This is a genomic window from Mesorhizobium sp. M1004, from assembly GCF_040318795.1.
In the GTDB taxonomy this organism is placed as follows: Bacteria; Pseudomonadota; Alphaproteobacteria; order Rhizobiales; family Rhizobiaceae; genus Mesorhizobium.
Map to the genome: position 1 here is coordinate 158,832 of NZ_JAMYNB010000013.1, position 20,758 is coordinate 179,589.

General features: G+C 64.2%; 21 protein-coding genes, 1 tRNA gene and 2 pseudogenes. 11 read left to right on the top strand and 13 right to left on the bottom strand.

Translation table 11 applies throughout. The features are described 5' to 3' along the window. Positions 1 to 107: 107 nt before the first annotated feature. Both NKH54_RS25250 and NKH54_RS25255 read left to right on the top strand, forming a co-directional pair. A complete protein-coding gene (locus NKH54_RS25250) occupies positions 108 to 2,027 on the top strand; it encodes a potassium transporter Kup (protein ID WP_286459217.1) in 1,920 nt (639 codons plus the stop codon). Between the two features lie 35 nt (positions 2,028 to 2,062). Continuing rightward, positions 2,063 to 3,103, top strand: coding sequence for an SDR family oxidoreductase (locus tag NKH54_RS25255; protein ID WP_023731260.1), 1,041 nt, complete (start codon positions 2,063 to 2,065; stop codon positions 3,101 to 3,103). A 50-nt stretch (positions 3,104 to 3,153) separates the two neighbouring features. Here NKH54_RS25255 and NKH54_RS25260 read toward each other — a convergent pair whose 3' ends face one another. Beyond that, positions 3,154 to 4,044 (bottom strand): SDR family oxidoreductase, encoded by an 891-nt coding sequence (locus NKH54_RS25260; RefSeq protein WP_023712683.1) that lies wholly within the window; start codon positions 4,042 to 4,044, stop codon positions 3,154 to 3,156. Between the two features lie 138 nt (positions 4,045 to 4,182). Here NKH54_RS25260 and NKH54_RS25265 point away from each other — a divergent pair, with 138 nt between their 5' ends. Continuing rightward, a complete protein-coding gene (locus NKH54_RS25265; protein ID WP_023690335.1) occupies positions 4,183 to 4,590 on the top strand; it encodes a winged helix-turn-helix transcriptional regulator in 408 nt (135 codons plus the stop codon). A 75-nt stretch (positions 4,591 to 4,665) separates the two neighbouring features. After that, a pseudogene (locus NKH54_RS25270) lies at positions 4,666 to 5,907 on the top strand (FAD-dependent oxidoreductase); the annotation flags it as partial. Here the strand turns inward: NKH54_RS25270 and NKH54_RS25275 are convergent. Beyond that, positions 5,864 to 6,622: a glutathione S-transferase family protein gene (locus NKH54_RS25275; protein ID WP_353029236.1), complete on the bottom strand. Its 759-nt coding sequence runs from the start codon at positions 6,620 to 6,622 to the stop codon at positions 5,864 to 5,866. The pseudogene NKH54_RS25270 and the gene NKH54_RS25275 overlap by 44 nt on opposite strands. A 1-nt stretch (position 6,623) precedes the next feature. Further along, positions 6,624 to 6,962, bottom strand: a complete 339-nt coding sequence (locus NKH54_RS25280) for a Rieske (2Fe-2S) protein (protein WP_352445541.1) — start codon at positions 6,960 to 6,962, stop codon at positions 6,624 to 6,626. Between the two features lie 62 nt (positions 6,963 to 7,024). Here NKH54_RS25280 and NKH54_RS25285 point away from each other — a divergent pair, with 62 nt between their 5' ends. From NKH54_RS25285 to ilvC, 3 genes are all read left to right on the top strand, one after another. Further along, entirely contained in the window at positions 7,025 to 7,483 is a 459-nt protein-coding gene (locus NKH54_RS25285) for a MarR family winged helix-turn-helix transcriptional regulator (protein WP_353029237.1), read from the top strand. A 142-nt stretch (positions 7,484 to 7,625) separates the two neighbouring features. Next, complete coding sequence (locus NKH54_RS25290) at positions 7,626 to 8,291, top strand: TetR/AcrR family transcriptional regulator (RefSeq protein WP_245271367.1); 666 nt, start codon at positions 7,626 to 7,628, stop codon at positions 8,289 to 8,291. 23 nt (positions 8,292 to 8,314) lie between these two features. Then, a complete protein-coding gene (gene ilvC / locus NKH54_RS25295; protein ID WP_353029238.1) occupies positions 8,315 to 9,334 on the top strand; it encodes a ketol-acid reductoisomerase in 1,020 nt (339 codons plus the stop codon). 81 nt (positions 9,335 to 9,415) lie between these two features. On the opposite strand, the gene NKH54_RS25300 is transcribed toward ilvC, so the two are convergent. Both NKH54_RS25300 and NKH54_RS25305 read right to left on the bottom strand, forming a co-directional pair. After that, complete coding sequence (locus NKH54_RS25300; protein WP_023685169.1) at positions 9,416 to 9,700, bottom strand: PilZ domain-containing protein; 285 nt, start codon at positions 9,698 to 9,700, stop codon at positions 9,416 to 9,418. 169 nt (positions 9,701 to 9,869) lie between these two features. Continuing rightward, the gene (locus NKH54_RS25305) at positions 9,870 to 10,463 is read right to left on the bottom strand and encodes a BA14K family protein (protein WP_353029239.1); all 594 of its coding nucleotides are present in this window, start codon (positions 10,461 to 10,463) and stop codon (positions 9,870 to 9,872) included. A 157-nt stretch (positions 10,464 to 10,620) separates the two neighbouring features. On the opposite strand from NKH54_RS25305, the gene NKH54_RS25310 reads away from it, so the two are divergent. Further along, positions 10,621 to 11,733 (top strand): endonuclease/exonuclease/phosphatase family protein, encoded by a 1,113-nt coding sequence (locus tag NKH54_RS25310; RefSeq protein WP_023690327.1) that lies wholly within the window; start codon positions 10,621 to 10,623, stop codon positions 11,731 to 11,733. Between the two features lie 5 nt (positions 11,734 to 11,738). Beyond that, the gene (locus NKH54_RS25315) at positions 11,739 to 12,458 is read left to right on the top strand and encodes an NUDIX hydrolase (protein ID WP_352543145.1); all 720 of its coding nucleotides are present in this window, start codon (positions 11,739 to 11,741) and stop codon (positions 12,456 to 12,458) included. Here NKH54_RS25315 and NKH54_RS25320 read toward each other — a convergent pair. The 4 genes from NKH54_RS25320 to NKH54_RS25335 form a co-directional block, all read right to left on the bottom strand. Further along, positions 12,455 to 12,697: a hypothetical protein gene (locus NKH54_RS25320; RefSeq protein ID WP_023690325.1), complete on the bottom strand. Its 243-nt coding sequence runs from the start codon at positions 12,695 to 12,697 to the stop codon at positions 12,455 to 12,457. The two genes, NKH54_RS25315 and NKH54_RS25320, sit on opposite strands and share 4 nt — an antisense overlap. A 129-nt stretch (positions 12,698 to 12,826) precedes the next feature. Next, entirely contained in the window at positions 12,827 to 14,044 is a 1,218-nt protein-coding gene (locus tag NKH54_RS25325; RefSeq protein ID WP_352765615.1) for an ABC transporter permease, read from the bottom strand. Next, positions 14,041 to 14,745 carry an ABC transporter ATP-binding protein gene (locus tag NKH54_RS25330; RefSeq protein WP_023685174.1) on the bottom strand — a complete coding sequence of 235 codons (705 nt, stop codon included), beginning with the start codon at positions 14,743 to 14,745 and terminating at the stop codon, positions 14,041 to 14,043. Before NKH54_RS25330 ends, NKH54_RS25325 begins: the two co-directional genes overlap by 4 nt. A 4-nt stretch (positions 14,746 to 14,749) precedes the next feature. Then, positions 14,750 to 16,036, bottom strand: coding sequence for an efflux RND transporter periplasmic adaptor subunit (locus NKH54_RS25335; protein WP_023712690.1), 1,287 nt, complete (start codon positions 16,034 to 16,036; stop codon positions 14,750 to 14,752). Between the two features lie 113 nt (positions 16,037 to 16,149). Between NKH54_RS25335 and NKH54_RS25340 the strand changes: the two genes are divergently transcribed. Together NKH54_RS25340 and NKH54_RS25345 are read left to right on the top strand one after the other, a co-directional pair. After that, positions 16,150 to 17,058 (top strand): PhzF family phenazine biosynthesis protein, encoded by a 909-nt coding sequence (locus NKH54_RS25340; RefSeq protein ID WP_353029240.1) that lies wholly within the window; start codon positions 16,150 to 16,152, stop codon positions 17,056 to 17,058. A 106-nt stretch (positions 17,059 to 17,164) separates the two neighbouring features. Further along, positions 17,165 to 17,240: transfer RNA gene (locus NKH54_RS25345), tRNA-Lys, on the top strand. 178 nt (positions 17,241 to 17,418) lie between these two features. Here NKH54_RS25345 and NKH54_RS25350 read toward each other — a convergent pair. The 4 genes and pseudogenes from NKH54_RS25350 to NKH54_RS25365 form a co-directional block, all read right to left on the bottom strand. Next, a complete protein-coding gene (locus NKH54_RS25350) occupies positions 17,419 to 17,691 on the bottom strand; it encodes a hypothetical protein (RefSeq protein WP_155923157.1) in 273 nt (90 codons plus the stop codon). 250 nt (positions 17,692 to 17,941) lie between these two features. Next, positions 17,942 to 18,952 (bottom strand): nicotinate-nucleotide--dimethylbenzimidazole phosphoribosyltransferase, encoded by a 1,011-nt coding sequence (gene cobT / locus NKH54_RS25355; RefSeq protein ID WP_353029242.1) that lies wholly within the window; start codon positions 18,950 to 18,952, stop codon positions 17,942 to 17,944. 24 nt (positions 18,953 to 18,976) lie between these two features. Further along, positions 18,977 to 19,744: an adenosylcobinamide-GDP ribazoletransferase gene (gene cobS / locus NKH54_RS25360; protein WP_031197669.1), complete on the bottom strand. Its 768-nt coding sequence runs from the start codon at positions 19,742 to 19,744 to the stop codon at positions 18,977 to 18,979. Beyond that, a pseudogene (locus NKH54_RS25365) lies at positions 19,741 to 20,742 on the bottom strand (cobyrinic acid a,c-diamide synthase CobB); the annotation flags it as partial. The gene cobS and the pseudogene NKH54_RS25365, both read right to left, overlap by 4 nt. Positions 20,743 to 20,758 lie beyond the last annotated feature (16 nt).

Genomic DNA, 20,758 nt, shown 5'->3' on the forward strand with positions numbered 1-20,758 from the left:
ATTGCGGGGCAAGCCCTGCGCTGGGAACATGGTAGCCCTACCGTCACGGCACTTGATATTGCATCGCAGCAAGCGTAGAGCACCGCGCGCTTATCGGAGTGTCGTCCATGGCCCTTACCAATGCTGGTATTGAGGCAGAACCCGTCGAACAATCGAGCCATCCCGAAATCGAACAGCACAGCACCAAAGTTCTGATGCTGGGCGCGCTCGGCGTGGTCTATGGCGACATCGGCACCAGCCCGATCTACGCCTTCCGGGAAGCGCTTGTTGCGTCCTCCGGCGGCGAAATCGCCGAGCGCGGCGATATTCTGGGCGTGCTGTCGCTGATCATCTGGTCGTTGACGATTATCGTCACCATCAAATACATCATGTTTGTGCTCAGAGCCGACAACCGAGGCGAGGGCGGCGTGCTGTCGCTGATGGCGCTGGCGCGCGGCAGTTTCCCGACCCGCTCGGCGATCATCCTGGCCATCGGTATTGTCGGCGCGTCATTGTTCTTCGGTGACGCCGTCATCACGCCGGCAATCTCGGTGCTTTCGGCGGTTGAAGGCATGAATGTCGTTACCCCGACCTTCCAGCCCTACGTCGTGCCGCTGACGCTGGTCATCCTGGCGATCCTGTTTTCGGTGCAGCGCTTCGGGACCGGCGGTGTGGCGCTGATCTTCGGGCCGATCACGGCGGTCTGGTTCCTGGCTATCGGTCTTTCGGGCTTGAACCACATCATCGCCGATCCCGAAATCCTGTGGGCGGTCAGCCCGCACTACATCGTCGCCTTCCTGATCAATTCGCCCGATGTCGCCTTCGTCACCATCGGCGCCATCTTCCTCGCCGTCACCGGCGCCGAAGCGCTTTATGCCGATCTCGGCCATTTCGGCCGCAAGCCCATCGTGCTCGCCTGGCTGGCCATCGTGTTTCCCTGCCTACTGCTAAACTATGCCGGGCAGGGCGCTTTCGTGCTGGCGAAGAACGGTCACGTCGGCCATCCATTCTTCGAGATGAACGAAGGCTGGACGCTGATCCCGATGGTGGTATTGGCAACCGCGGCGACGGTCATCGCCAGCCAGGCGGTCATATCGGGCGCCTTCTCGCTGACCAGGCAGGCGGTGCAGCTCAATATGCTGCCGCGCCTCGAAATCCTGCACACGTCGGAACGGCAGTCGGGCCAGATCTACATGCCGCGCGTCAATGTTTTGCTGGCGTTGGCGGTGATGTTGCTGGTCGTCGGTTTCGGCGAATCGAGCAAGCTCGCCTCCGCCTATGGCATCTCGGTGACCGGCAACATGTTGGTGACGACGGTGCTGCTGTTCGTCGTCATGACCCGCATCTGGAAATGGCGGCTGTGGGTGGCGGTCGCCATGACGGCGCTGTTCGGCTTCATCGACATCGGCTTCTTCGCCTCCAACATCGTGAAGGTGTTCGAGGGCGGCTGGGCGTCGCTTGCGGTGGCCTTCACCATCGTTCTGGCGATGTGGACCTGGGTGCGCGGCAGCCGCTATCTGTTCGACAAGACCCGGCGCAACGAAATCCCGCTCGATTTCCTCGCCGGCAATCTGCTGAAGAAGAAGCCGCAGCTGGTGTCCGGCACCGCCGTGTTCCTGACCAGCGATCCGCAAAGCGCGCCGACAGCGCTGATGCACAGCCTGAAGCACTACAAGGTGCTGCACGAGCAGAACGTCATTCTGTCGGTGGTCACCGCACCGCAGCCGCTGGTGCCCGACAGCGAGCGGGTCAAGATGGAGACAGTCAACGAGTTGTTCATGCGGGTGACGCTGACCTTCGGCTATATGGAGCAGCCCAACATTCCGCGCGCGCTGGCGATCTGCCGCAAGCAGGGCTGGAAGTTCGACATCATGACGACGTCGTTCTTCCTGTCGCGGCGCTCGCTCAAGGCATCGCCCAATTCCGGCATGCCGGTGTGGCAGGACAAGCTGTTCATCGGGCTCGCCCGCTCGGCGGCCGATGCGACGGAGTATTTCCAGATCCCGACCGGACGTGTGGTCGAGATCGGCACGCAGGTGGCGATCTGAGGGTCTCGAACGGATAAATCGTCGAGGAGGCTAATATGAGCGGCGAATTGGTGCTGGTCACCGGCGGGTCCGGCTTCCTCGGCGCTCACTGCATCCTCGAACTGTTGAAGGCCGGCTACCGCGTCCGCACCTCCGTGCGATCGGCCAGGCGCGAAGCCGATGTGCTCGCCATGCTCAAGGCAGGTGGCACGGAGCCCGGTGACGCCCTTTCATTCGCCCATGCCGATCTGATGGCCGACGCAGGCTGGCCGGCGGCGGTGGCCGGCTGCGATTACGTGCTGCATGTCGCATCGCCTTTTCCGCCCGGCGTGCCCACGCATGAGGATGACCTGATCCTTCCGGCGCGCGAGGGCGCGTTGCGCGTGCTGCGGGCGGCGCGGGATGCCGGGGTCAGGCGCGTCGTGCTCACCTCATCCTTCGCGGCCGTCGGCTATGGCAAGATGCGCGCGGATGGGCAGCCTTTCAACGAGGAAAACTGGACCGATCCGGCAGGCAAGGTCAGCGCCTATGTGAAGTCCAAGACGCTCGCCGAGCGCGCGGCCTGGGATTTCATCGCCGAGCAGGGCGGCGCGCTGGAGCTTGCGGTCGTCAATCCCGTTGGCATCTTTGGACCGGTGCTCGGCGCGGACCATTCGACCTCGACCGAATTTGTCCAGCGCATGCTGAACGGCGCCGTGCCTGGGCTGCCGCGCCTGTCCTTCGGCGTCGTCGACGCGCGCGACGTGGCGGATCTGCATGTTCGCGCCATGACCCACCCCGCCGCCAAGGGCGAACGGTTCCTCGCTGTCGCCGGCGATTTCATGACGGTGCGCGAGATCGCGCAGACCCTGAAGACGCGGCTTGGGCCGGCGGCGTCGCGCGTCTCGACGCGGGAGTTTCCCGATTGGCTGGTGCGCATCATCGGGCTGTTTAATCCGGAAGCGGCACAACTCGCAACGGAACTGGGCAAGATCAAGAACGCCACCAACGCCAAGGCGGTGCGCGTGCTCGGCTGGGCGCCACGCTCGCGCGAAGATGCTTTGATTGCCACGGGCGAAAGCCTGATCCGGCTGGGACTGGTCAAGCGACGTAGGTAATTGTGCGGGAGGCCGAACCTTAAGGGCTCGGCGTCCCGCAACGGCAGCTTTCAGCCGGCCAGTGCAGCCTTGTTCGTCTCCAGAAACTGCTTCAGCGGCACCGACTTTCGGCCGGAGAGTTTTTCGACCGCGTCTGTCACCATGCCGAGGTCACCGGCGCGTGCGGCGGCGTCGAATGAAACCAGCACCTTGGCGAAGGGTTCAGGCAGGCCGGCCGACTTCATTCCCTCGGTCAGGGCTTCGTCGGAAAGCTGGATGACCTGGATCGGCTTGCTGGTGACCTCGGTGACCAACGCCGCCACTTCGGCAGCCGTATACGCACTGGGGCCGGTGAGCGTGTAAGTCGCGCTTTCGCTGCTGTCCGAGGCGAGCCCCGCTGCGATCGCCGCCGCGAAATCGTCACGCGTGCCGTAGGAAATGGCGCCGTCGCCGGCGGAGGTGTACCACTGACCCGATGCCAGAACCTGCGGCAACGCCATGAACAGGTTCTCGTTATACCAGCCATTGCGGAATATCGTGTAGGGGATCCCGCTCGCCTTGATCGCCTGTTCGGTGTCGTAGTGGTCGGGCGCGAAAACAACCGGCGAACCAGGCTCGGGGTTGGGCATCGAGGTGTACAGCAGGTGGCCGACGCCAGCCTGTTTGGCCGCCGTCACCGCCGCAAGCTGCTGCTCGCGCCGCTTCCCCTGTACCTCAAGTTCGTTGGTCGAGATGACGAGTGCCCGGTCGGCTCCCGCGAAGGCCTCGGCAAGCGATTGCGGGTCGTTGAAGTCAGCGGCTCTGACGACGACGCCGCGCGCCGCCAGATCGGCAAGGTTGGCGGGTGTACGGGTGGTGGCGATGATGCGGTTTGCGGAGATCTTTAATGTGTCCAGCAGGTGGTTGATGACGCCGCGGCCAAGCTGGCCGGAAGCGCCGGTGACGAGAAGGGTTGCGGTCATGGGGGATCCTGAAATTGCGCCGGGTGGCGGGTGCTTTTGACAGTCTCAAAAAGAGACCAGCACTAAAATAAGAATTGACCGGCCACCGTAAAGAAGGCAGTTTTTAGGGAGGTAGGCACCGCCAGGGAACCAGCAGCGATGGACGGCAAGGTCGTCAATCTGAGAACCAAGCTCAATATATTCAAAGCCACCAGCGATGGCGCAAACATTGCCGATTGCCCGGTTCGCGACGTGATGCAGGGCGTGAACGGCAAATGGAGTTCGCTGCTGATGGCGGCGCTCGCAGAGCAGCCCTATCGTTTCGGCGAGTTGCGGCGCCTGGTGCCCGACATCTCGCAGCGCATGCTCACCCAGACGCTCCACGATCTGCAGCGCGACGGCTTTGTTCATCGCGAAGTGTTCCCGACCAAGCCGCCAAGCGTCGAATACAGCCTGACCGATCTCGGCCGTTCGATGTTCGGCGCCTTGCATCAACTGATCCTGTGGGCCGAACTCAACCATGGTGCGGTGCGCAAGGCGCGCGCTGCCTTCGACGCCGGTGGCTGATATTTTGGTCCATGCAGCAACGGCTTGATTTGACAATGGCGCTGAAGGATTGTCCCGCCAGTGGTTGGGCGGGCAATGGAAAAATCTCTAGACATCGCGATTGCGGGCGCCGGCCCGGCAGGGCTCGCCACCGCGCTCTTTCTCAAGCGTGCGGGCCATAACGTCACCATCTTCGAACGTTTCGAGGAGCCCAAGCCCGTCGGCTCCGGACTGATCCTGCAGCCGACCGGGCTGAGCGTGGTTGCCGATCTCGGCCTGCTCGACGACATTCTGGCGCTCGGCAGCCGCATCGAGCGTCTGCATGGCGCCGATGCCTCGACCGGCCGCACCGTGCTCGCCGTGCGCTACGACGCGCAGCCTGGCGGCCGCTTCGGGCTGGCGGTGCACCGGGCGGCGCTGTTCAACGTGTTGTTCCGCGCCGCGCAGCGCCAAGGCATAGCCATGGAAACCGGTGTCGAGATCGAGGCGCTGGACGTCGGTGAGCGGGCAAGCCTGATCTTCGACAAGAGCCGAACGGTGGGGGGCCGCAGGGCAGGGCCGTTCGACCTCGTCGTCGACGCCAGCGGCTCGCGTTCGAAGCTGCGCCGGTGCCTCAACGATCCGGCCCAGCCGCGGCAGCTCACTTACGGCGCGTTCTGGGCCTCGCTCGGCTGGCGCGAAGGCTTCGACGAAAATGCGCTGCTGCAGCGCTACGACAAGGCCAGCGTGATGATCGGCGTCCTGCCGATCGGCCGACCGGAGCCGGGCGGGGAAAAGATGGCGGCGTTCTTCTGGAGCCTGAAGCCGGCGGATGCCGAAAACGTGCGCGCGGCAGGGCTCGACGCCTGGAAGGCGAGACTGGTCTCGCTGTGGCCACAGTGCGAGGCGTTCACCAGCCAGATCGACAGCTTCGACCAGCTGTCGCTGGCGCGCTACGGCCACCACACGATGAAGCTGCCGGCCGGCCGCAGGCTGGCCGTGATCGGCGATGCCGCGCATTCGACCAGCCCGCAGCTCGGGCAAGGCGCCAACATGGCGCTGCTCGACGCGGCAGCACTCAGCCATGCCTTGGCACAAACGGGCAACGTCGAGGCAGCGCTGGAAAGCTACGCCCGGGCGCGGCGATGGCATGTTCGGATCTTCCAGCTGCTGTCGCTGGCGCTGACGCCGTTCTACCAGTCGGACGGCACGATGCTGCCCTTCTTCCGCGACAGGCTGGTGGCAACCATCGCCAAAATCCCGCCAGTGCCAAGCGTGCTTGCCTCGATGGTGGCCGGCACGCTGATCGATCCGTTCAGGCGGATCGGGCTAGAGGAGGTGCACTGGCCAGATCATCCGGCGGGATCAGGGTCGAGAGAAACGAATTTCTCGCACGCAGGAATAGACGCAGCCGCTGCGGATAGTCCGGCGCCACGGCACCCTTGATCGAGGCGCGTTCGCTCAACGCCTTGCGCCAGGCCTGGACCAATGGCTTGCCGTCCAGAATGCCGAAATTGCCGATCCGGTCGAAGGCGTCGAGATAGCGGAAGACCGGGCCGTAGACGGCATCGACGAGGCAAAAGCACTCGCCATTGAACCACGGTCCGGCCTGGTCGGCCAGTTCGTCCTCCAGACGATCGAACATGGCCGAAAGTGCCGTGGACTCTGCCAGGAAGGCGGCCTCCGTCGAAGCCGTGTAGAACCGGCCGATGGCGTTCAATGTCGCCGAGCCGAACTCGATCCAGGCGCGATGCCGGGCACGGGCGTAGGCGTCGGCCGGATGCAGAGGATTGGCTTGCGTCTCCTCGAGGAATTCGAGAATGACGGCGGATTCGAAGATCACCGTCTCCTCGCCATTTGCCTGGACGATCAGCAGCGGCACCTTGCCCAGCGGCGAAATCGCCTTGAACCAGTCCGGCTTGTTGGCGAGGTCGATGGTGACACGATCAAACGGCACGCCTTTCTCGGCCAGCGAGATCGCCGCGCGCTGCACATAGGGGCATAGATGATGGCTGACGAGAATGAGCTTGCCAGTCATTTCATTCTTCTCAGGCATTTCATTCTTCTCAGGCATGTCACTCTCCCCAGACATAGTTCAACGCGCCGTCCTCGACGCGCGTCGACAGGAACATCAGTCGCGACGCTTTTGGCGCCCGCCCTTCGATTCGGTCGCCTGATGTCATGTCGAAGGCGGCGCCGTGCCATTGGCAGACCAGCTTGCCGTCCTTGCAGTCGAGCGGCCCGCCGAAATGCAGGCAGACATTGGCGGCGGCGCGGACACGCTCGCCGCTGCGCCAGACATGGACCTCGCGGCCGAAGAACGGTGCGATCAGGCTGCCCGTCTGTGGGACGTCGGCGACTTTGCAAATTTCGTGTTTCGTGGATCTTTCCCGGATCGATGCAGTTGCATGCATATAGATGCAAGTGCATCGACCGTCAAGCTTGATGCAACTGCATCTACCGCCTAGGATGGGTCATGACCAAAACAACCACGCCTTCGCCCGAAGCCGTCAAGGCCTGGGCCCGCCTGATGCGGGTTTCGCGCCAGCTCATCGAAAAGGCGGAAGAGGCTTTGAAGACCAGCGGCTTGCCGCCGCTCGACTGGTATGACGTGCTGCATGAACTCGCCGAGGCGGGTGAGGGCGGGCTGCGGCCATTCCAGCTGACCGAGCGCACACTGTTTGCGCAGTACAACATCTCGCGGCTCCTGGCGCGGCTCGAGGCCGACGGACTGGTCGAGAAGCTCAGGGTTGCCGATGACGGCCGCGGCCAGACCATCCGCATCTCGGCCAAGGGCCGTGAGACGCGGCGGCGGATGTGGGCTGTCTATGGACGGTCGATTGCGGAATTGGTCGGCGCAAAACTCTCCGCGGAGGAGCTGAAGATACTGGCGAGCCTGCTTGGAGAGCTGCGCCATCCGCCCGCCGATGATTGATCCGTCAGAATCTCGTGGTTTGCTCGGCGGCTCTCAGTCGACGATTTTTCTACCTGACCCCTTGCGTCGAGCATAGGATTGCGCAATATGCCGAACCGTAACGTACGGTACGCCGTTTGAGGCGACCCGGCGAACTCATCGAATGGGCAGGAAATTGTTGCAGGCAAGGGCCGAGATCGATACCAGCGAAGTGCTGACAGAGCGGCAAAAGGCCGTCCTGGACGCGGCTTTGCGGCTGCTGGTCGAGGAGGGCGACAATCTGACCATGACGGCGGTGGCGCGCCGCGCCAGCTGCTCGAAGGAAACGCTCTACAAATGGTTCGGCGACCGCGACGGACTGCTGACGGCGACCGTGCAGTGGCAGGCATCGAAAGTGCGCGTGGTGCCGGTCGACGGTGAGCGGCTCGATCTTGCCTCGCTGACGGCAAGCCTGGAAGGCTTCGCCTCGGACTGGCTGAAGGTGATTTCGAGCGATACCTCGATCGCGCTGAACCGCGTCGCGGTCGGCCATGCCGGATCCGGAAAGGACGATCTCGGCGCGATCGTGCTGGAGAATGGCCGTTTCGCGCTGGCCAGACGGTTGAAGCCGGTGCTGCTTGCCGGCAAGCAGGCCGGGCTGCTCGACTTTACGGACGCCGAAATGGCGTTCCGGACCTTTTTCGGGCTGGTCGCCCGCGACGTGCAGATCCGTCTGCTGCTCGGCGACAGGCTGGAATTGACTGAAGCGGCGATCGGCGGCGATGCCGCCCGGGCGACGCAGCAGTTTCTCGCTCTTTATGGAGCAAAAACCGGGCCGCAAGGCCTCTAATCTCTGTGGGAAGGAAGCAAAAGATGCGTGTCTATTACGATCGCGACGCCGATCTCAATCTGATCAAGGGCAAGAGGGTCGCCATTATCGGCTATGGCAGCCAGGGCCGGGCGCACGCGCTCAACCTCAAGGATTCCGGCGCCAAGGAAATCGCCATCGGCCTCAAGGCGGGATCGGCGACCGCCAAGAAGGTCGAGGCTGATGGGCTGAAAGTGATGAGCGTGGCGGACGCTGCCAAATGGGCCGATTTGATGATGATGGCGACGCCTGACGAATTGCAGGCCGACATCTACAAAAACGAAATTGCGCCAAACATTCGTGACGGCGCCGCGATTGCCTTCGCGCACGGCCTCAACGTGCATTTCGGCCTCATCGAGCCGAAGTCGACCGTCGATGTCGTCATGATCGCGCCGAAAGGCCCCGGCCACACGGTGCGCGGCGAATACCAGAAGGGCGGCGGCGTGCCGTGCCTGGTCGCCGTCAACCAGGATGCTTCCGGCAACGCGCTCGATCTCGCTCTGTCCTACGCCTGCGGCGTCGGCGGCGGCCGTTCGGGCATCATCGAGACCAATTTCCGCGAGGAATGCGAGACCGATCTGTTCGGCGAGCAGGTCGTGCTCTGCGGCGGCCTGGTCGAACTGATCCGCGCCGGTTTTGAGACGCTGGTGGAAGCCGGCTATGCGCCCGAAATGGCCTATTTCGAGTGCCTGCACGAGGTCAAGCTGATCGTCGACCTGATCTATGAAGGGGGCATCGCCAACATGAACTACTCGATCTCGAACACGGCCGAATGGGGCGAATATGTCTCTGGCCCGCGCATTATCACCGCCGAGACCAAGGCCGAGATGAAGCGCGTGCTGAAGGACATCCAGACCGGAAAATTCACCTCGGAGTGGATGCAGGAATACCGCGCCGGCATGTCGCGCTTCAAGGGCATCCGCCGCAACAATGACAGCCACCAGATCGAGGAAGTCGGCGCCAAGCTGCGCGCCATGATGCCCTGGATTTCCAAGAACAAGCTGGTCGACAAGGCCAAGAACTAACCCGCAGTCGTCGGGATTGGGAGCAAAGAGCCGGCGGAGCGATCCGCCGGCTCTTTCATGCCGGTTTATCGATCAGGATGCTCAGCCATAGTGCCAATGCGGCTTCGGCTCGGTGCCGGTGAACTCGACGCCGATGCGGTCGTCGCGGCGCCAGCGCACGATGGCCTTGTAGCCGATGCCGTCGACCGGCACATAGAGCAGGAACTCGTCCGGCACGCGCGCGTCTATAGACACTTTCAGCTCTGCGCCGCCGGCATGCATGTTGCGCACCGTGCACTTGACCTCGGAATTGGTGAGGCCGGTCAGAATCGTCGCGCCTTTCAGCACGCGCTGCCGGTGTTTGTTTCGCAATTCGTTGTCGGCCATGACGGCACGTCCTTCGCGACCGGATCGGCGCGATCGTCAGATGGGGCACGATATCACGGATAGGCTGAGCCGATAAACATATGGTTAGCGGTGACCGAGACCAGCCGTCTTTCCCAAATGAAAACGGCGCCGCGATGGGGCGGCGCCGTCGTGTATTGTCGTTTATAGTTCAGCTGTAGGGCGACCAGCATTGCTGGCGCGGGCCACCATAGGGCTGGAACGTGTTGTCCCAGGCCCGATAGGACCGATAGCGGTCGTAGCACCACTGTACATGGGCGCTGGACAGACGCTGCGTGCGGTAATAGCGGCGGGGCGCCGGCTGCACGTAATAGCCGTCATTGTAATAGCCGTTGTTGTAGTAGCCGTTGTTGTAGATGCTGCCGAGGCCGAGACCCAGGCCGAGGCCGAGAACTGCTGCGGCGCCGGTGTCAAAATCACGGCCGCGATGGTGGCGGTGATGGCGCCAGCGCCAGTTGTCGCCGCCGTTCCAGTTGTGCCGGCTCCAGTTGTCGCGATCCCAGTTGCCCGACCTGGCGAAGCGACGGCCTTCACCACGGCGCCACTGCCAGTTGTTCATGCCCTGACGGTTGTTGCCGCCTCCCATGAATTCGCCGACTGGTGTAATTTTCGGGACTATGGTGCTTGCCGGTACCGACAAGTCCGGCTGCAGGATCGGGCCCGCGGCGGATGGCGCCGTGAGACCCGAGAAAAGACCGAGCGCTAACAGCCCGGATTTGACTGTGGACGAAAAGAGCGAGCTCATTGCACTCTCCAAGTGATACAGGCCCCACGCCCGGATACCCCAGGGAAGTGGCCTATTGATGGACCTTGGCGTCTGAACGGAGGATGAACGGAAAGGTTCCATCAGCCATGACGAGCAGCCCTTGTTTTCATTGGCGCTTGCAGGCAAAGGTCAGTCCATGTCGCTGCGCCTCGCCACTTTCAATGTCGAAAACCTGATGAACAGGTTCGATTACTCGGGCTTCCGCAACCAGCTCAACGAAGACCGCACGCTGGCGCTTTTCGACATCCAGAGCGAAGCCGAATACCGGATGCTGGAGCAGGCGCGCGCCATTGCGCAATCCGACGATACGCGCCAGTTGACGGCGCTCGCCATTGCCGCCACCCGCGCGGACATCATCTGCATGCAGGAGGTTGACAACATCGAGGCGCTGAAGGCGTTCGAGTATGGCTATCTCTTCAAGATGGTGGGCGAGGGTTACCGGCAGAAATACACCACCGCCGGCAATGATTCGCGCGGCATCGACGTTGCCTTGATGATGCGCAACGAGACCGCGCAAGGTCAGCCGATCGAGTTCGTGCGCATGACGAGCCATGCCTATGTCACCTTCGAGCAGTTCGGATTGCACACGCCTGAACTCGAGGCGCTCGGCAACCTGGCCAATGAACGCATCTTCCGGCGCGACTGCCTGGAGGTCGACATCAAGGTCGGCGGCGTGCCGCTGACGCTTTATCTCGTCCATTTCAAATCGATGGGCTCGCCGCGCAACGGGCTCGACGGACGCGAGGCGACGATGCCGGTGCGCATCGCCGAGGCGCAAGCCGTGCGCCGCATCATCGAGGAGCGCTTCGGCAAAGAGCACGCAGCCGACAAAAACTGGGCGATCTGCGGCGACATGAACGACTACCGCCAGCGGGTGAAGATCGAGGGCGACGCTGTCGACGGCTACCGCTTCCAGGTGATCGACGAGAGCCAGTCCTGTATCGATGTGCTCACCGCCGGCGGCTTTTGCGAAAATGTCGTCGAACGCCGGCCGGAGATGGACCGCTGGAGTTTCTACCACACGCGCGGGCCGAAGGAGCGGCATCTGTGCCAGCTCGACTACATCCTGCTGTCGAAAGGGCTGGCGGCGAAGAATGCGACGGCGGTTCCCGACATCATCCGCAACGGCCAGCCCTGGCGCACCATCTTTCCGGCGGGACAGGCGGTGGAGCGCTTTCCGCGCGCCGGCTGGGACCGGCCGAAGGCGTCGGATCATTGTCCCGTCGCAATTACCCTGGACATGGCTTGAGCACGGTGAGCTTCGACCTGCCGCGCAACGTCATCCTGCCCGTCGACGAAATCGACGTCCGGCTCGACCCCGGCCCGCATCCGTTCGAGCGCGACAACGCGCAGGCGATCACTGACAACTGGCGGCGCGAGGTCACGGCCAATCCGGCGTTGTTCGACGGCACGGTGGTGCTGCTCTCGGCGCTCGCCTGGCGCGACAACCGGATCGTCGGGCGTTGTCACGCGGTGAAGTACTCGACCTTCCTGCTATGGCGAAAGAACCGGCAGGGGACGGGCGCCGAGCATGCCTATGGCCACGCCATGCTGGTCGCCGGCGACAACGCCCTGGTGGCGATCCGCATGGGCGCGCACACGGTCCCGGCCGGCAGTGTCTACTTCGCTGCCGGCTCTTTCGAGCCGATCGATTTTCGCGATGGCCGCGTCGATGTCGATTTCAACATGATCCGCGAAGTGCGCGAGGAGACCGGGCTTGACCTGACAGGCGCTGCGCGCGGCAGGCGCTACCATGCGCTGTCGACTTCGACCGGCACGGTCCTCTTCCGCCGCTACCACGTCGATGCGCCGGCCGACGAGATTGCGCGGCGCATCGGCGCCTTCGTCGCGACCGAGACCGAGCCGGAGATCGAGGGGCCGGTGATCATCCGCCACGCCGCCGACCTGCCGGAAGGGCTGGCACCGCATATGAAGCCGCTGGTCGAGTGGCATTTTGGCGGTGGCGGGGGCTAACGGCGCGGATTGTTCTGCGCCGCCTTGCGGTCGTTGCGGGCGGCGACGAGGAACAGGATGACGCCGATGCCCAGCAATCCACCCATGACCATGCCCATCGTCTGGCCGACGACTGCCTGAAAATCGGCGGTGACACGATCGGGATTGGCCATGCCGTAGCGGGCGAGATACCACCAAAGTCCCGCAAGGGCGCCTTCGATGATCACCATCGTCAGAATCAGCCGCGCCTTCTTGCTCATTGCCACTCCTTGACCAGATGCTTTGCTCTAAAATTAGCATCGCAGACCGGACGACAACAAGTATTGCCGATGTCGACAAGCACCCATCCTTGTGGATAGCGGTTGGTTGCGGTGGAGCTGATCTGGCGCTTATTCGTGGCGCAGCGCGTCGATCGGGTCGAGCCTGGCGCCGCGCAGCGCCGGGAAGAAGCCGAACACCATGCCGATCAGCGCCGAAAAACCGACGGCGAGCAGGATGACCGCCGGGCTCGGCGCAAACGGTATGGCCAGCGTTGCCGAGGCGAGGCCGGCCAGCGCCAGGCCGATCAGGATGCCGATAATGCCGCCGAGCAGCGACAGCACCGTCGCCTCGACCAGGAACTGGATGAGGATGTGCTTTTCATGCGCGCCGATGGCGAGCCTGATGCCGATCTCGCGGGTGCGCTCAGTGACCGAGACCAGCATGATGTTCATGATCCCGATGCCGCCGACCAGCAGGCTGACGCCCGCGACGGCGCCCAGCATGCCGGTCATGGTGGTGGTGGCGCTGGCCATGGCGTCGGCGATCTGGGTCATGTCGCGGATCGAGAAATCGTCTTCGCGGTCCGGCGTGTTGCGGCGGGTGTCGCGCAAAATGTCCTCGACTCGCGGCTGCAATTCGGTGGTCGGGGTGCGGTCGTCGGCGGCGACGTAGATGTTGTCGATGTCGCGGTTGCCGGCGATGCGGCGCTGATAGGCGGCAAGCGGCATCAAGACGACATTGTCCTGGTCCTGGCCGAAGCCGGTATAGCCCTTGGGTTCGAGCAGGCCGATGATCTTGCACGAGGTGCGGTTGACGCGGATGATCTCGCCCTCGGGTTCGCCGGCGCCGAAGAATTGCTGGCGCACCGTTTCGCCGATCAGGCAGACGCCGGTGCCGGAGCGTGTTTCCGAATCCGAGAACGGGCGGCCCGACACCAGCTTCCAGTCGCGGGCGTCGAGATAGGCGCTGTCGGTGCCGGTGACGCCCGAGGTCAGGCTCTCGGTGCCGAAAATGACGCGGACTTGTTTCTGCGACGCCGGCGCAATGGCGCGCGCGCCGGTCAGATGGGCGACGAGGGCGGCTACATCCTTGTCGGCCAGAGGCCGTACCGCCTGGTCGAGCCCGCCTGGTCCGCCGGTGCCTGCCGGGCGGCCGGAACGGACGACGAGCAGGTTCGAGCCGAGCTTGGCGATGTCCGACTTGACCTTGGCTGTGGTGCCGGAGCCGATGGTCAGCATGGCGATGACGGCGGCGACACCGATGACGATGCCGAGCAGCGTCAGGAACGAGCGCAGCACATTGCGGCGGATGGAGCGCAGAGAGAGGCGGACGGTTTCCCAGATCATGACGCCAACTCCGACTTGGCCGTGTCGGACGCGACGTGGCCGTCGAGGAAGCGGATGGTGCGCTCGGCATAATCGGCGACATCGGCCTCGTGGGTGACCATGGCGATGGTCAGGCCGAGCTCGCGGTTCAGCCGCGTCAACAGCTCCATGATCTCATGCGTGCGGGCGGTGTCGAGGTTGCCGGTCGGCTCGTCGGCGACGAGCAGCGTCGGCCTGGTGACGATGGCGCGCGCGATCGCCACGCGCTGCTGCTGACCACCGGAGAGTTCGGCCGGCGTGTGATGTTCGCGCCCGACCAGGCCGACCTCCGCCAGCGCCTGCATGGCAAGATCGCGGCGCTCGCGGGCCGGCGCGCCGCGATAGATCAGCGGCAGCTCGACATTTTCCGCCGCCGTGGTGCGCGGCAACAGATTGTAACCCTGGAAGACGAAGCCGATATAGAGATTGCGCAGAAGCGCCCGGCGGTTGCGGTCGAGCCGCCCGGCGTCGATGCCCATGAAGGAGTAGGTTCCGGCCGTCGGCGTGTCGAGGCAACCGATGATGTTCATCGCGGTCGATTTGCCCGAACCGGACGGGCCCATGATGGCGACGAATTCGCCACGCTGGATGGCGAGGTCGACGCCGGCCAGCGCATGGACCTTGGCTTCGCCCTGGCCATAGCTCTTCCAGACCGTGTCGAAACCGATGAGGCCCGCGGCCATGGCGTCAGCTCCGCAGCTGCGAGGTCGTGATAACCTCTGCACCTTCATCCAGCCCGGAGGTGATCTCGGTCAGTTCGCCGTCGGTGGAGCCGATCTTGACGTTGACCGGGTGCGGCCGGCCGTTCTCCAGCACATAGAGCGTGCGTGAGCCGTCGGTGGGCGCCTTCACCGGCTGGCGGCGGTTGCCGCCACGGCCCATGCGGCCGGTGAACAGATCGCTGAGGCTCCACGCGCGCGCGGCCTGCTGCGCCGGGCGGTAGCGGAAAGCGGTGGACGGCACGGTGAGCACGCTCTTGGCCTGCCTGGTGACGACCGAAACCGTGGCGGTCATGCCGGGCCGCAGCAAAAGCTCGTTATTGTCGACTTCCAACCGTGCATTGTAGGTGACGACGCCGTCGGTGGTGACCGAGGCGTAGGAGATGTCGCGGATCTCGGCGTCGAACGGCCGCTCCGGAAATGCATCGACGGTGAAGCGTGCATGCTGGCCTGGTTTGACCGCGCCGATATCGGCCTCGTCGACCGCCGCCACCAATTCCATGTTCCTCAAATCGGCGGCGATGATGAACAGAACCGGCGCCTGCAGCGAGGAGGCGACCGTCTGGCCGGGGTCGACGGAACGCGTCAAGACGATGCCGTCAATCGGCGCATAGATGGTGCTCTTGGCAAGGTCGGTCTGCTGCGCCTTGAGATCGGCCTGGGCGATGGCGAGATTGGCCTGCGCACTATCGAGCGCCGCCTTGGAGCGGTCGCGCGTGGCAGTCGCCGCCTCGAGCGACTGATCGGTCGCCATGCCACGCCTGGTCAGTTCGGCCGCGCGGGTGAGGGCGCTTTCGTTCTCCTTCAGGGTTACCGTGGCGTCCTCGACATTGGCGGCAGCGGCCTTGGCCGAGGCTTCGGCGCGTTCGATCTGGACCTCAAGTTTCACCGTGTCGAGCGTCGCCAGCACATCGCCCTTCTTGACCTGCTGGTTCTCTTCGGCCGACACCGAGCGGATGATGCCGGACAGTTCGCTTGAAATGTCGACCTGGGTGAGGGGCTGCAGCGTGCCGGTCGCCGATACCGCGACGGTGAGGTCGGCAATGGTGGCCGGCGTTGTGGTGTAGTCGATCTTGGCCGGGGAGCCGGCATACCATTGGTAGCCGGCGAGGCCGCCGGCAACGGCGATCAGCGCCAGCAGCGCGTAAAGCCAGCCACGACGGCGCGTCTTGCGCACACCACTCTGGTCAAGCCCAAGCGCCGCCTCGATGGCGGAATCCGATTCCGTCTTTGGCAGATTGACAAGCTGGTCCACGCCGGACCCCTATGAAAGCGTAATGTCCCTATATGTGCACAGATCAGGCTTGGTGGTTCGAATATCAAATTAAATTTCGGCCATGTTCGGATTGAGGCGGAAGGTTTTTCAAGATGCAGACCCGCAATTACTTGCTCTACGATGTGTTTACGACGGAGCGGCTGGCCGGCAATCCGCTGGCTGTCGTGCTCGACAGCCAAGGGCTGGATACAGCCGCCATGCAGGCCATTGCGCGCGAGTTCAACCTGTCCGAATCGGTCTTCGTGCTGCCGCCGGACAATCCAAAACATCGCAACCGCATCCGCATTTTCACGCCCGACTATGAGATGCCGTTCGCCGGACATCCGACAGTTGGCGCCGCGATCGCGCTGGCCGAACTGACAGGCGAGGGCGAAGCCGGCATCTTCGTGCTGGAGGAGAATATCGGCCCGGTGCGCTGCGCCGTCAGCCGGCACGATGGCGCCACCTTTGCCGAGTTCGACCTGGCGAAGCTGCCGGAGCCGCTGAAGCTCGATGCCGACCCGGAGGCGATCGGCGCCGCCCTCGGGCTGGCGCCGCACGAGATCGGCTTCGAGAATCACCTGGTGTCGTTCTGGTCGGCAGGCGTGCCTTACGTCACCATTCCGGTTGCCAATCTGGAGGCTGCCGGCCGGATCAAGCTCGACAACCAGGCCTGGTCGGAACTGGCGCCGCGCAAGAGCGAATGGGCCTTCGCCAGCCCGTATGTCTATTGCCGCCAGACGGTGAACCATGACAGCGCCTTCCATGTCCGCATGATCGTGCCGGGCACGCCGTCCTATGAAGACCCGGCGACCGGGTCGGCGGCGGCGGCCTTTGCCGGCGCCATCATGCATTTCGATGCGCCCACCGACGGCATTTCGCAGCTGTGGATCGAGCAGGGGCTGGAGATGGGCCGGCCATCGCGTATCCGGCTCGAACTCACTGTCGAGGGCGGAAAACTGGCCTCGGCGCGCATTGGCGGCCATGCCATCAAGGTGGCGGAAGGAAAGCTGTTCGTGTGACCGCCTGCGGCAGTTCAGCGATTTGTCGGGAAATGATTCCGGCAGGGCTGGACAGGACCGGTATCGGCGGCTATATGCCCGCCAACACCGGTTTTACCGGTCGAGTGGGTGCGTAGCTCAGTTGGTAGAGCAGCTGACTCTTAATCAGCGGGTCCACAGTTCAATCCTGTGCGCACCCACCAAATTTCTAGAAGAGTTGGTGGAAGACCTTGGAATGCCGGACGCGTTGACGCGCCTCGACATGCCTCAATCATGGGGCAGGTTTGCCTTAAACTCGGCGGCCGGTAAGCCGGGTGCGCTATTTGGCGAAGGAGGGAAGGCCGCGCTGGATTAAGAAAGGCCCGGAAGCCGAAGCCGCCATCAATTAAAGCCAGTTTGAAACCACGGACTGGTGTCATACCCTAAGCGCGGATTATAATGATCCAGGAAGTTTTCGGCCCTATTTGACGGTCGCGCAACCACGGTGCCTGTCGATTTGCAATCCGGTTTCGCGGTCGGCTTGCTGCCAGCCTTCTTATGAGCTGTAGAACACGAGGTTGTAGCCTGAGCGGTGGCCACCTTTTTCTTCTCTTTCGCAACAGCTGCTCCGGTAACGGCCAATACTATTGCTACGCCAAAGACAACGAGTTTCATTGAAAACGCCCTCACCCTGCACAATCCGTAATGATTGCGCCTGGTCACCGTTACGTCAATCACATTTTGCCGGCAACGGCGGCGAATAGTGCCAGTAAAAAGAGCCTACCACAGAAGCAGCGGGCCAACCCCCAGGTGGGGAATCTTTCAGCGGCCGTGCTGTTCGAGCCACCAGCCCGGAATGCCAGTGACCGGCCCGACGATGGTCAGTGAAGGTTCGGGCCGGCGCCCTCCCGTCAAATCGCTCTAGCTACTTCTCCGACACGCCAGCCTCGGCAAAACTCGCCATCCTCGCATGGCATTCCAGTGCCGAGCGGACGATGTTGACGGCGAGGCAGGCGCCCGAGCCTTCGCCGAGCCGCATGCCGAGGTCGAGCAGCGGTGGCAGGCCGAGCGCTTCGAGCAGGCGGCGGTGGCCGGATTCGGCTGAGACATGGGCGGCGATGGTGTGGGCAAGGCCGTTGGGGTGCAGCCGCGCCAGGGGTGCTGCGGCGGCCGTGCAGACGAAACCGTCGAGCAGCACCGGCACATTGTTGCGGCGGGCGGCGAGCGTGGCGCCGAAGATGGCGGCGAGTTCGCGACCGCCAAGGGCGGCGGCGATCTTCAGCGGGTCGGACAGCGCGTCGGCATGGCGCTTGAGGCCGGATTCAATGGCGGTGACCTTGCGCTTCAGCCCGGCATCGTCGACGCCGGTGCCGCGCCCGGTCCATTTTTCAGCGCCGCCGCCGAACAGGGCGGTCGAGATGGCGGCCGCCGGTGTGGTGTTGCCGATGCCCATCTCGCCGAAACAGACGAGGTCGAGGTCTTTCGTCACCGCGTCATAGCCAGCCGAGACGGCGGCGAGAAATGTCTTTTCATCCATCGCCGGCACGTCGGTGAAATCGCCGGTCGGCTGATCGAGATCGAGCGGGATGACGTCGAGTTCCGCGCCGGCGATGCGGGCAAGCTGGTTGATGGCGGCGCCGCCGCCGGCAAAATTCGCCACCATCTGCACGGTCACTTCCGAGGGAAAGGCTGAAACGCCTTGCGCTGTCACACCGTGGTTGCCCGCGAACACGAAGACTTTGACGCGGTCGAGTTTCGGCATGTCGCGACCCTGCCAGCGCGCCAGCCAGGCGGCGAGAGTTTCCAGCCGGCCCAGGCTGCCTTGCGGCTTGGTCAGCGTGTCTTGGCGGCGGGCGACGGCGTTGGCGGCGGTATCGCTGCCGGCAGGCAGATCGAGACAGGCGGCGCGCAGTTCGTCGAATGATTTGAATGGCATGGGGAAGGAATCTCCGGGGAAGAATCAGGACAGGGAAACGGAAGCGACGAGCAGGACAGTGATCTCGCCCAGCTGCTGCAGGGCGCCGATCGTGTCACCGGTGTGGCCGCCGATCTGGTTGAGGGAGAGCGCGCGCAAGGCGCTGAACACGAGAGCGAGCAGGATCAGTGCGGCACAGGCGCCGCCGAGCCCCAGCGTCAGAAGGGGGATGGCGCCGAGCACGGCGCCGAGAACAGCTGTCTGGGCCGAGACGGTCCCGGCGCCGGCAGACAGGCCGTCACTGCGCGCCGCCGGCGCCAGATGCATGAACGCGCCGAGCAGGCCGCGCGATGCGGCGTGTGCGGCGATCAGCGCGAAGAGCACGCTTGTCGGATTGGCCAGTTGCGACAGCGCGCTCCAGCGGATGAGCATCGACAGGCCAAGAGCTGCTGCGCCATAGGCGCCGATGCGGCTGTCGCGCATGATCTCCAGTTTTTTATCGCGCGTCTTGCCGCCGCCAAAACCGTCGGCGACATCCGACAGCCCGTCCTCATGCAGGCAGCCCGTGGCGAGCAGGGTTGCTGCAAGCGCAAGGGCTGCTGCCGGGCCGGGGGCAAGGCCGAGCTGTACGCCCGCTGCGTAGACGACAGCACCAACCACAGCGATGGCGAGGCCGGCGACAGGCGCCGCCCAGATCGCATCGGCCAGGCTGCGGCCACGAAAGTCGAAGACCGGCAGCGGCAGCCGGGTGAAGAAGACGAGGCAAAGCGCGACGTCCTCGAGCGCTTGCCGGGGCGAGGGCACGGCGGTCATGCACTCCTCGCAATGGCATGAAAGAAGGTGCCGCTGACATGGCCGCGCCGGTAGCCGGAGGCGCCGAGTGGATTGCCCTGGCCATCGGCTAGGTCGGCCAGCGGCTCGTCATTGCCGGTCGCAATCATCTGCGCATAGTGGAATTCATGGCCACGGATCAGCGCGCCTTGCGGCCCCAGCGGACAGGCGACGCGCAGGCGTGCCTCGCGGTAGCCGAGGTTCATCTTGCGCTTGGCAAAGCTGGTGGAATGGCCGAGCAGGCCAAGCATGGCGTGCGTCTCGCCGGCCGCGTCCTCCAGCGCTTCGCCCAGCACCATGAAGCCGCCGCACTCGCCATGGATCGGCTTGGTCTCGGCAAACCTGGCCATGCCAGCTCGGAAATTGGTCGCCGCCGCGAGGCTGCCGGAGTGGAGCTCGGGATAGCCGCCGGGCAGCCAGCAGACATCGCAATTCTGCACCGGTGCTTCGTCGGCTAGCGGCGAGAACGGCACGATCTCGGCGCCGGCCTGACGCCAGTGGGCGGCGACGTGCGGATAGAGGAAGGTGAAGGCGGCGTCTTCGGCGAGCGCGATTCGTTGGCCGGGCGGCTGCAAGGCATGTTCGAAACTGCCTGATGCCGGCGAAAACGGCGCGGCCAGCGCCATGATGGCGTCAAGGTCGAGGGATTTCTCGACCATGTCGGCGAGGCGGTCGAGATGCGTCATCAGGTCGGCATATTCGCCGGCCTGGACGAGGCCGAGATGGCGCTCCGGCAAATTGAGCGTGGGATCGCGCAGGATGGCGCCGACGACCGGCAGGCCGAGCGTTTCGATCGCCTCGCTGCACAGCTTGCGGTGGCGCTCGCTGCCGAGACGGTTGAGCACGATTCCGGCCATGCGCACATCCGGGTCGTAGGTGGCAAAACCCTTGGCGACGGCGGCCGCCGTCGTCGACGGTCCCCCGACGGCGGGCCCCCAAAGCCCCCGGCGGTGGTAGAGCCGCGCCCCATAGGCGGCCGCGGCCGCGGGGGGTTAT

Bases quoted from the DNA above. Each gene is read 5' to 3' on its own strand.
- NKH54_RS25250 (WP_286459217.1), top strand. From the start codon at position 108: ATGGCCCTTACCAATGCTGGTATTGAGGCAGAACCCGTCGAACAATCG.
- NKH54_RS25255 (WP_023731260.1), top strand. From the start codon at position 2,063: ATGAGCGGCGAATTGGTGCTGGTCACCGGCGGGTCCGGCTTCCTCGGC.
- NKH54_RS25260 (WP_023712683.1), bottom strand. From the start codon at position 4,044: ATGACCGCAACCCTTCTCGTCACCGGCGCTTCCGGCCAGCTTGGCCGC.
- NKH54_RS25265 (WP_023690335.1), top strand. From the start codon at position 4,183: ATGGACGGCAAGGTCGTCAATCTGAGAACCAAGCTCAATATATTCAAA.
- NKH54_RS25275 (WP_353029236.1), bottom strand. From the start codon at position 6,622: ATGCCTGAGAAGAATGAAATGCCTGAGAAGAATGAAATGACTGGCAAG.
- NKH54_RS25280 (WP_352445541.1), bottom strand. From the start codon at position 6,962: ATGCATGCAACTGCATCGATCCGGGAAAGATCCACGAAACACGAAATT.
- NKH54_RS25285 (WP_353029237.1), top strand. From the start codon at position 7,025: ATGACCAAAACAACCACGCCTTCGCCCGAAGCCGTCAAGGCCTGGGCC.
- NKH54_RS25290 (WP_245271367.1), top strand. From the start codon at position 7,626: ATGGGCAGGAAATTGTTGCAGGCAAGGGCCGAGATCGATACCAGCGAA.
- ilvC (WP_353029238.1), top strand. From the start codon at position 8,315: ATGCGTGTCTATTACGATCGCGACGCCGATCTCAATCTGATCAAGGGC.
- NKH54_RS25300 (WP_023685169.1), bottom strand. From the start codon at position 9,700: ATGGCCGACAACGAATTGCGAAACAAACACCGGCAGCGCGTGCTGAAA.
- NKH54_RS25305 (WP_353029239.1), bottom strand. From the start codon at position 10,463: ATGAGCTCGCTCTTTTCGTCCACAGTCAAATCCGGGCTGTTAGCGCTC.
- NKH54_RS25310 (WP_023690327.1), top strand. From the start codon at position 10,621: ATGTCGCTGCGCCTCGCCACTTTCAATGTCGAAAACCTGATGAACAGG.
- NKH54_RS25320 (WP_023690325.1), bottom strand. From the start codon at position 12,697: ATGAGCAAGAAGGCGCGGCTGATTCTGACGATGGTGATCATCGAAGGC.
- NKH54_RS25325 (WP_352765615.1), bottom strand. From the start codon at position 14,044: ATGATCTGGGAAACCGTCCGCCTCTCTCTGCGCTCCATCCGCCGCAAT.
- NKH54_RS25330 (WP_023685174.1), bottom strand. From the start codon at position 14,745: ATGGCCGCGGGCCTCATCGGTTTCGACACGGTCTGGAAGAGCTATGGC.
- NKH54_RS25340 (WP_353029240.1), top strand. From the start codon at position 16,150: ATGCAGACCCGCAATTACTTGCTCTACGATGTGTTTACGACGGAGCGG.
- NKH54_RS25350 (WP_155923157.1), bottom strand. From the start codon at position 17,691: ATGAAACTCGTTGTCTTTGGCGTAGCAATAGTATTGGCCGTTACCGGA.
- cobT (WP_353029242.1), bottom strand. From the start codon at position 18,952: ATGCCATTCAAATCATTCGACGAACTGCGCGCCGCCTGTCTCGATCTG.
- cobS (WP_031197669.1), bottom strand. From the start codon at position 19,744: ATGACCGCCGTGCCCTCGCCCCGGCAAGCGCTCGAGGACGTCGCGCTT.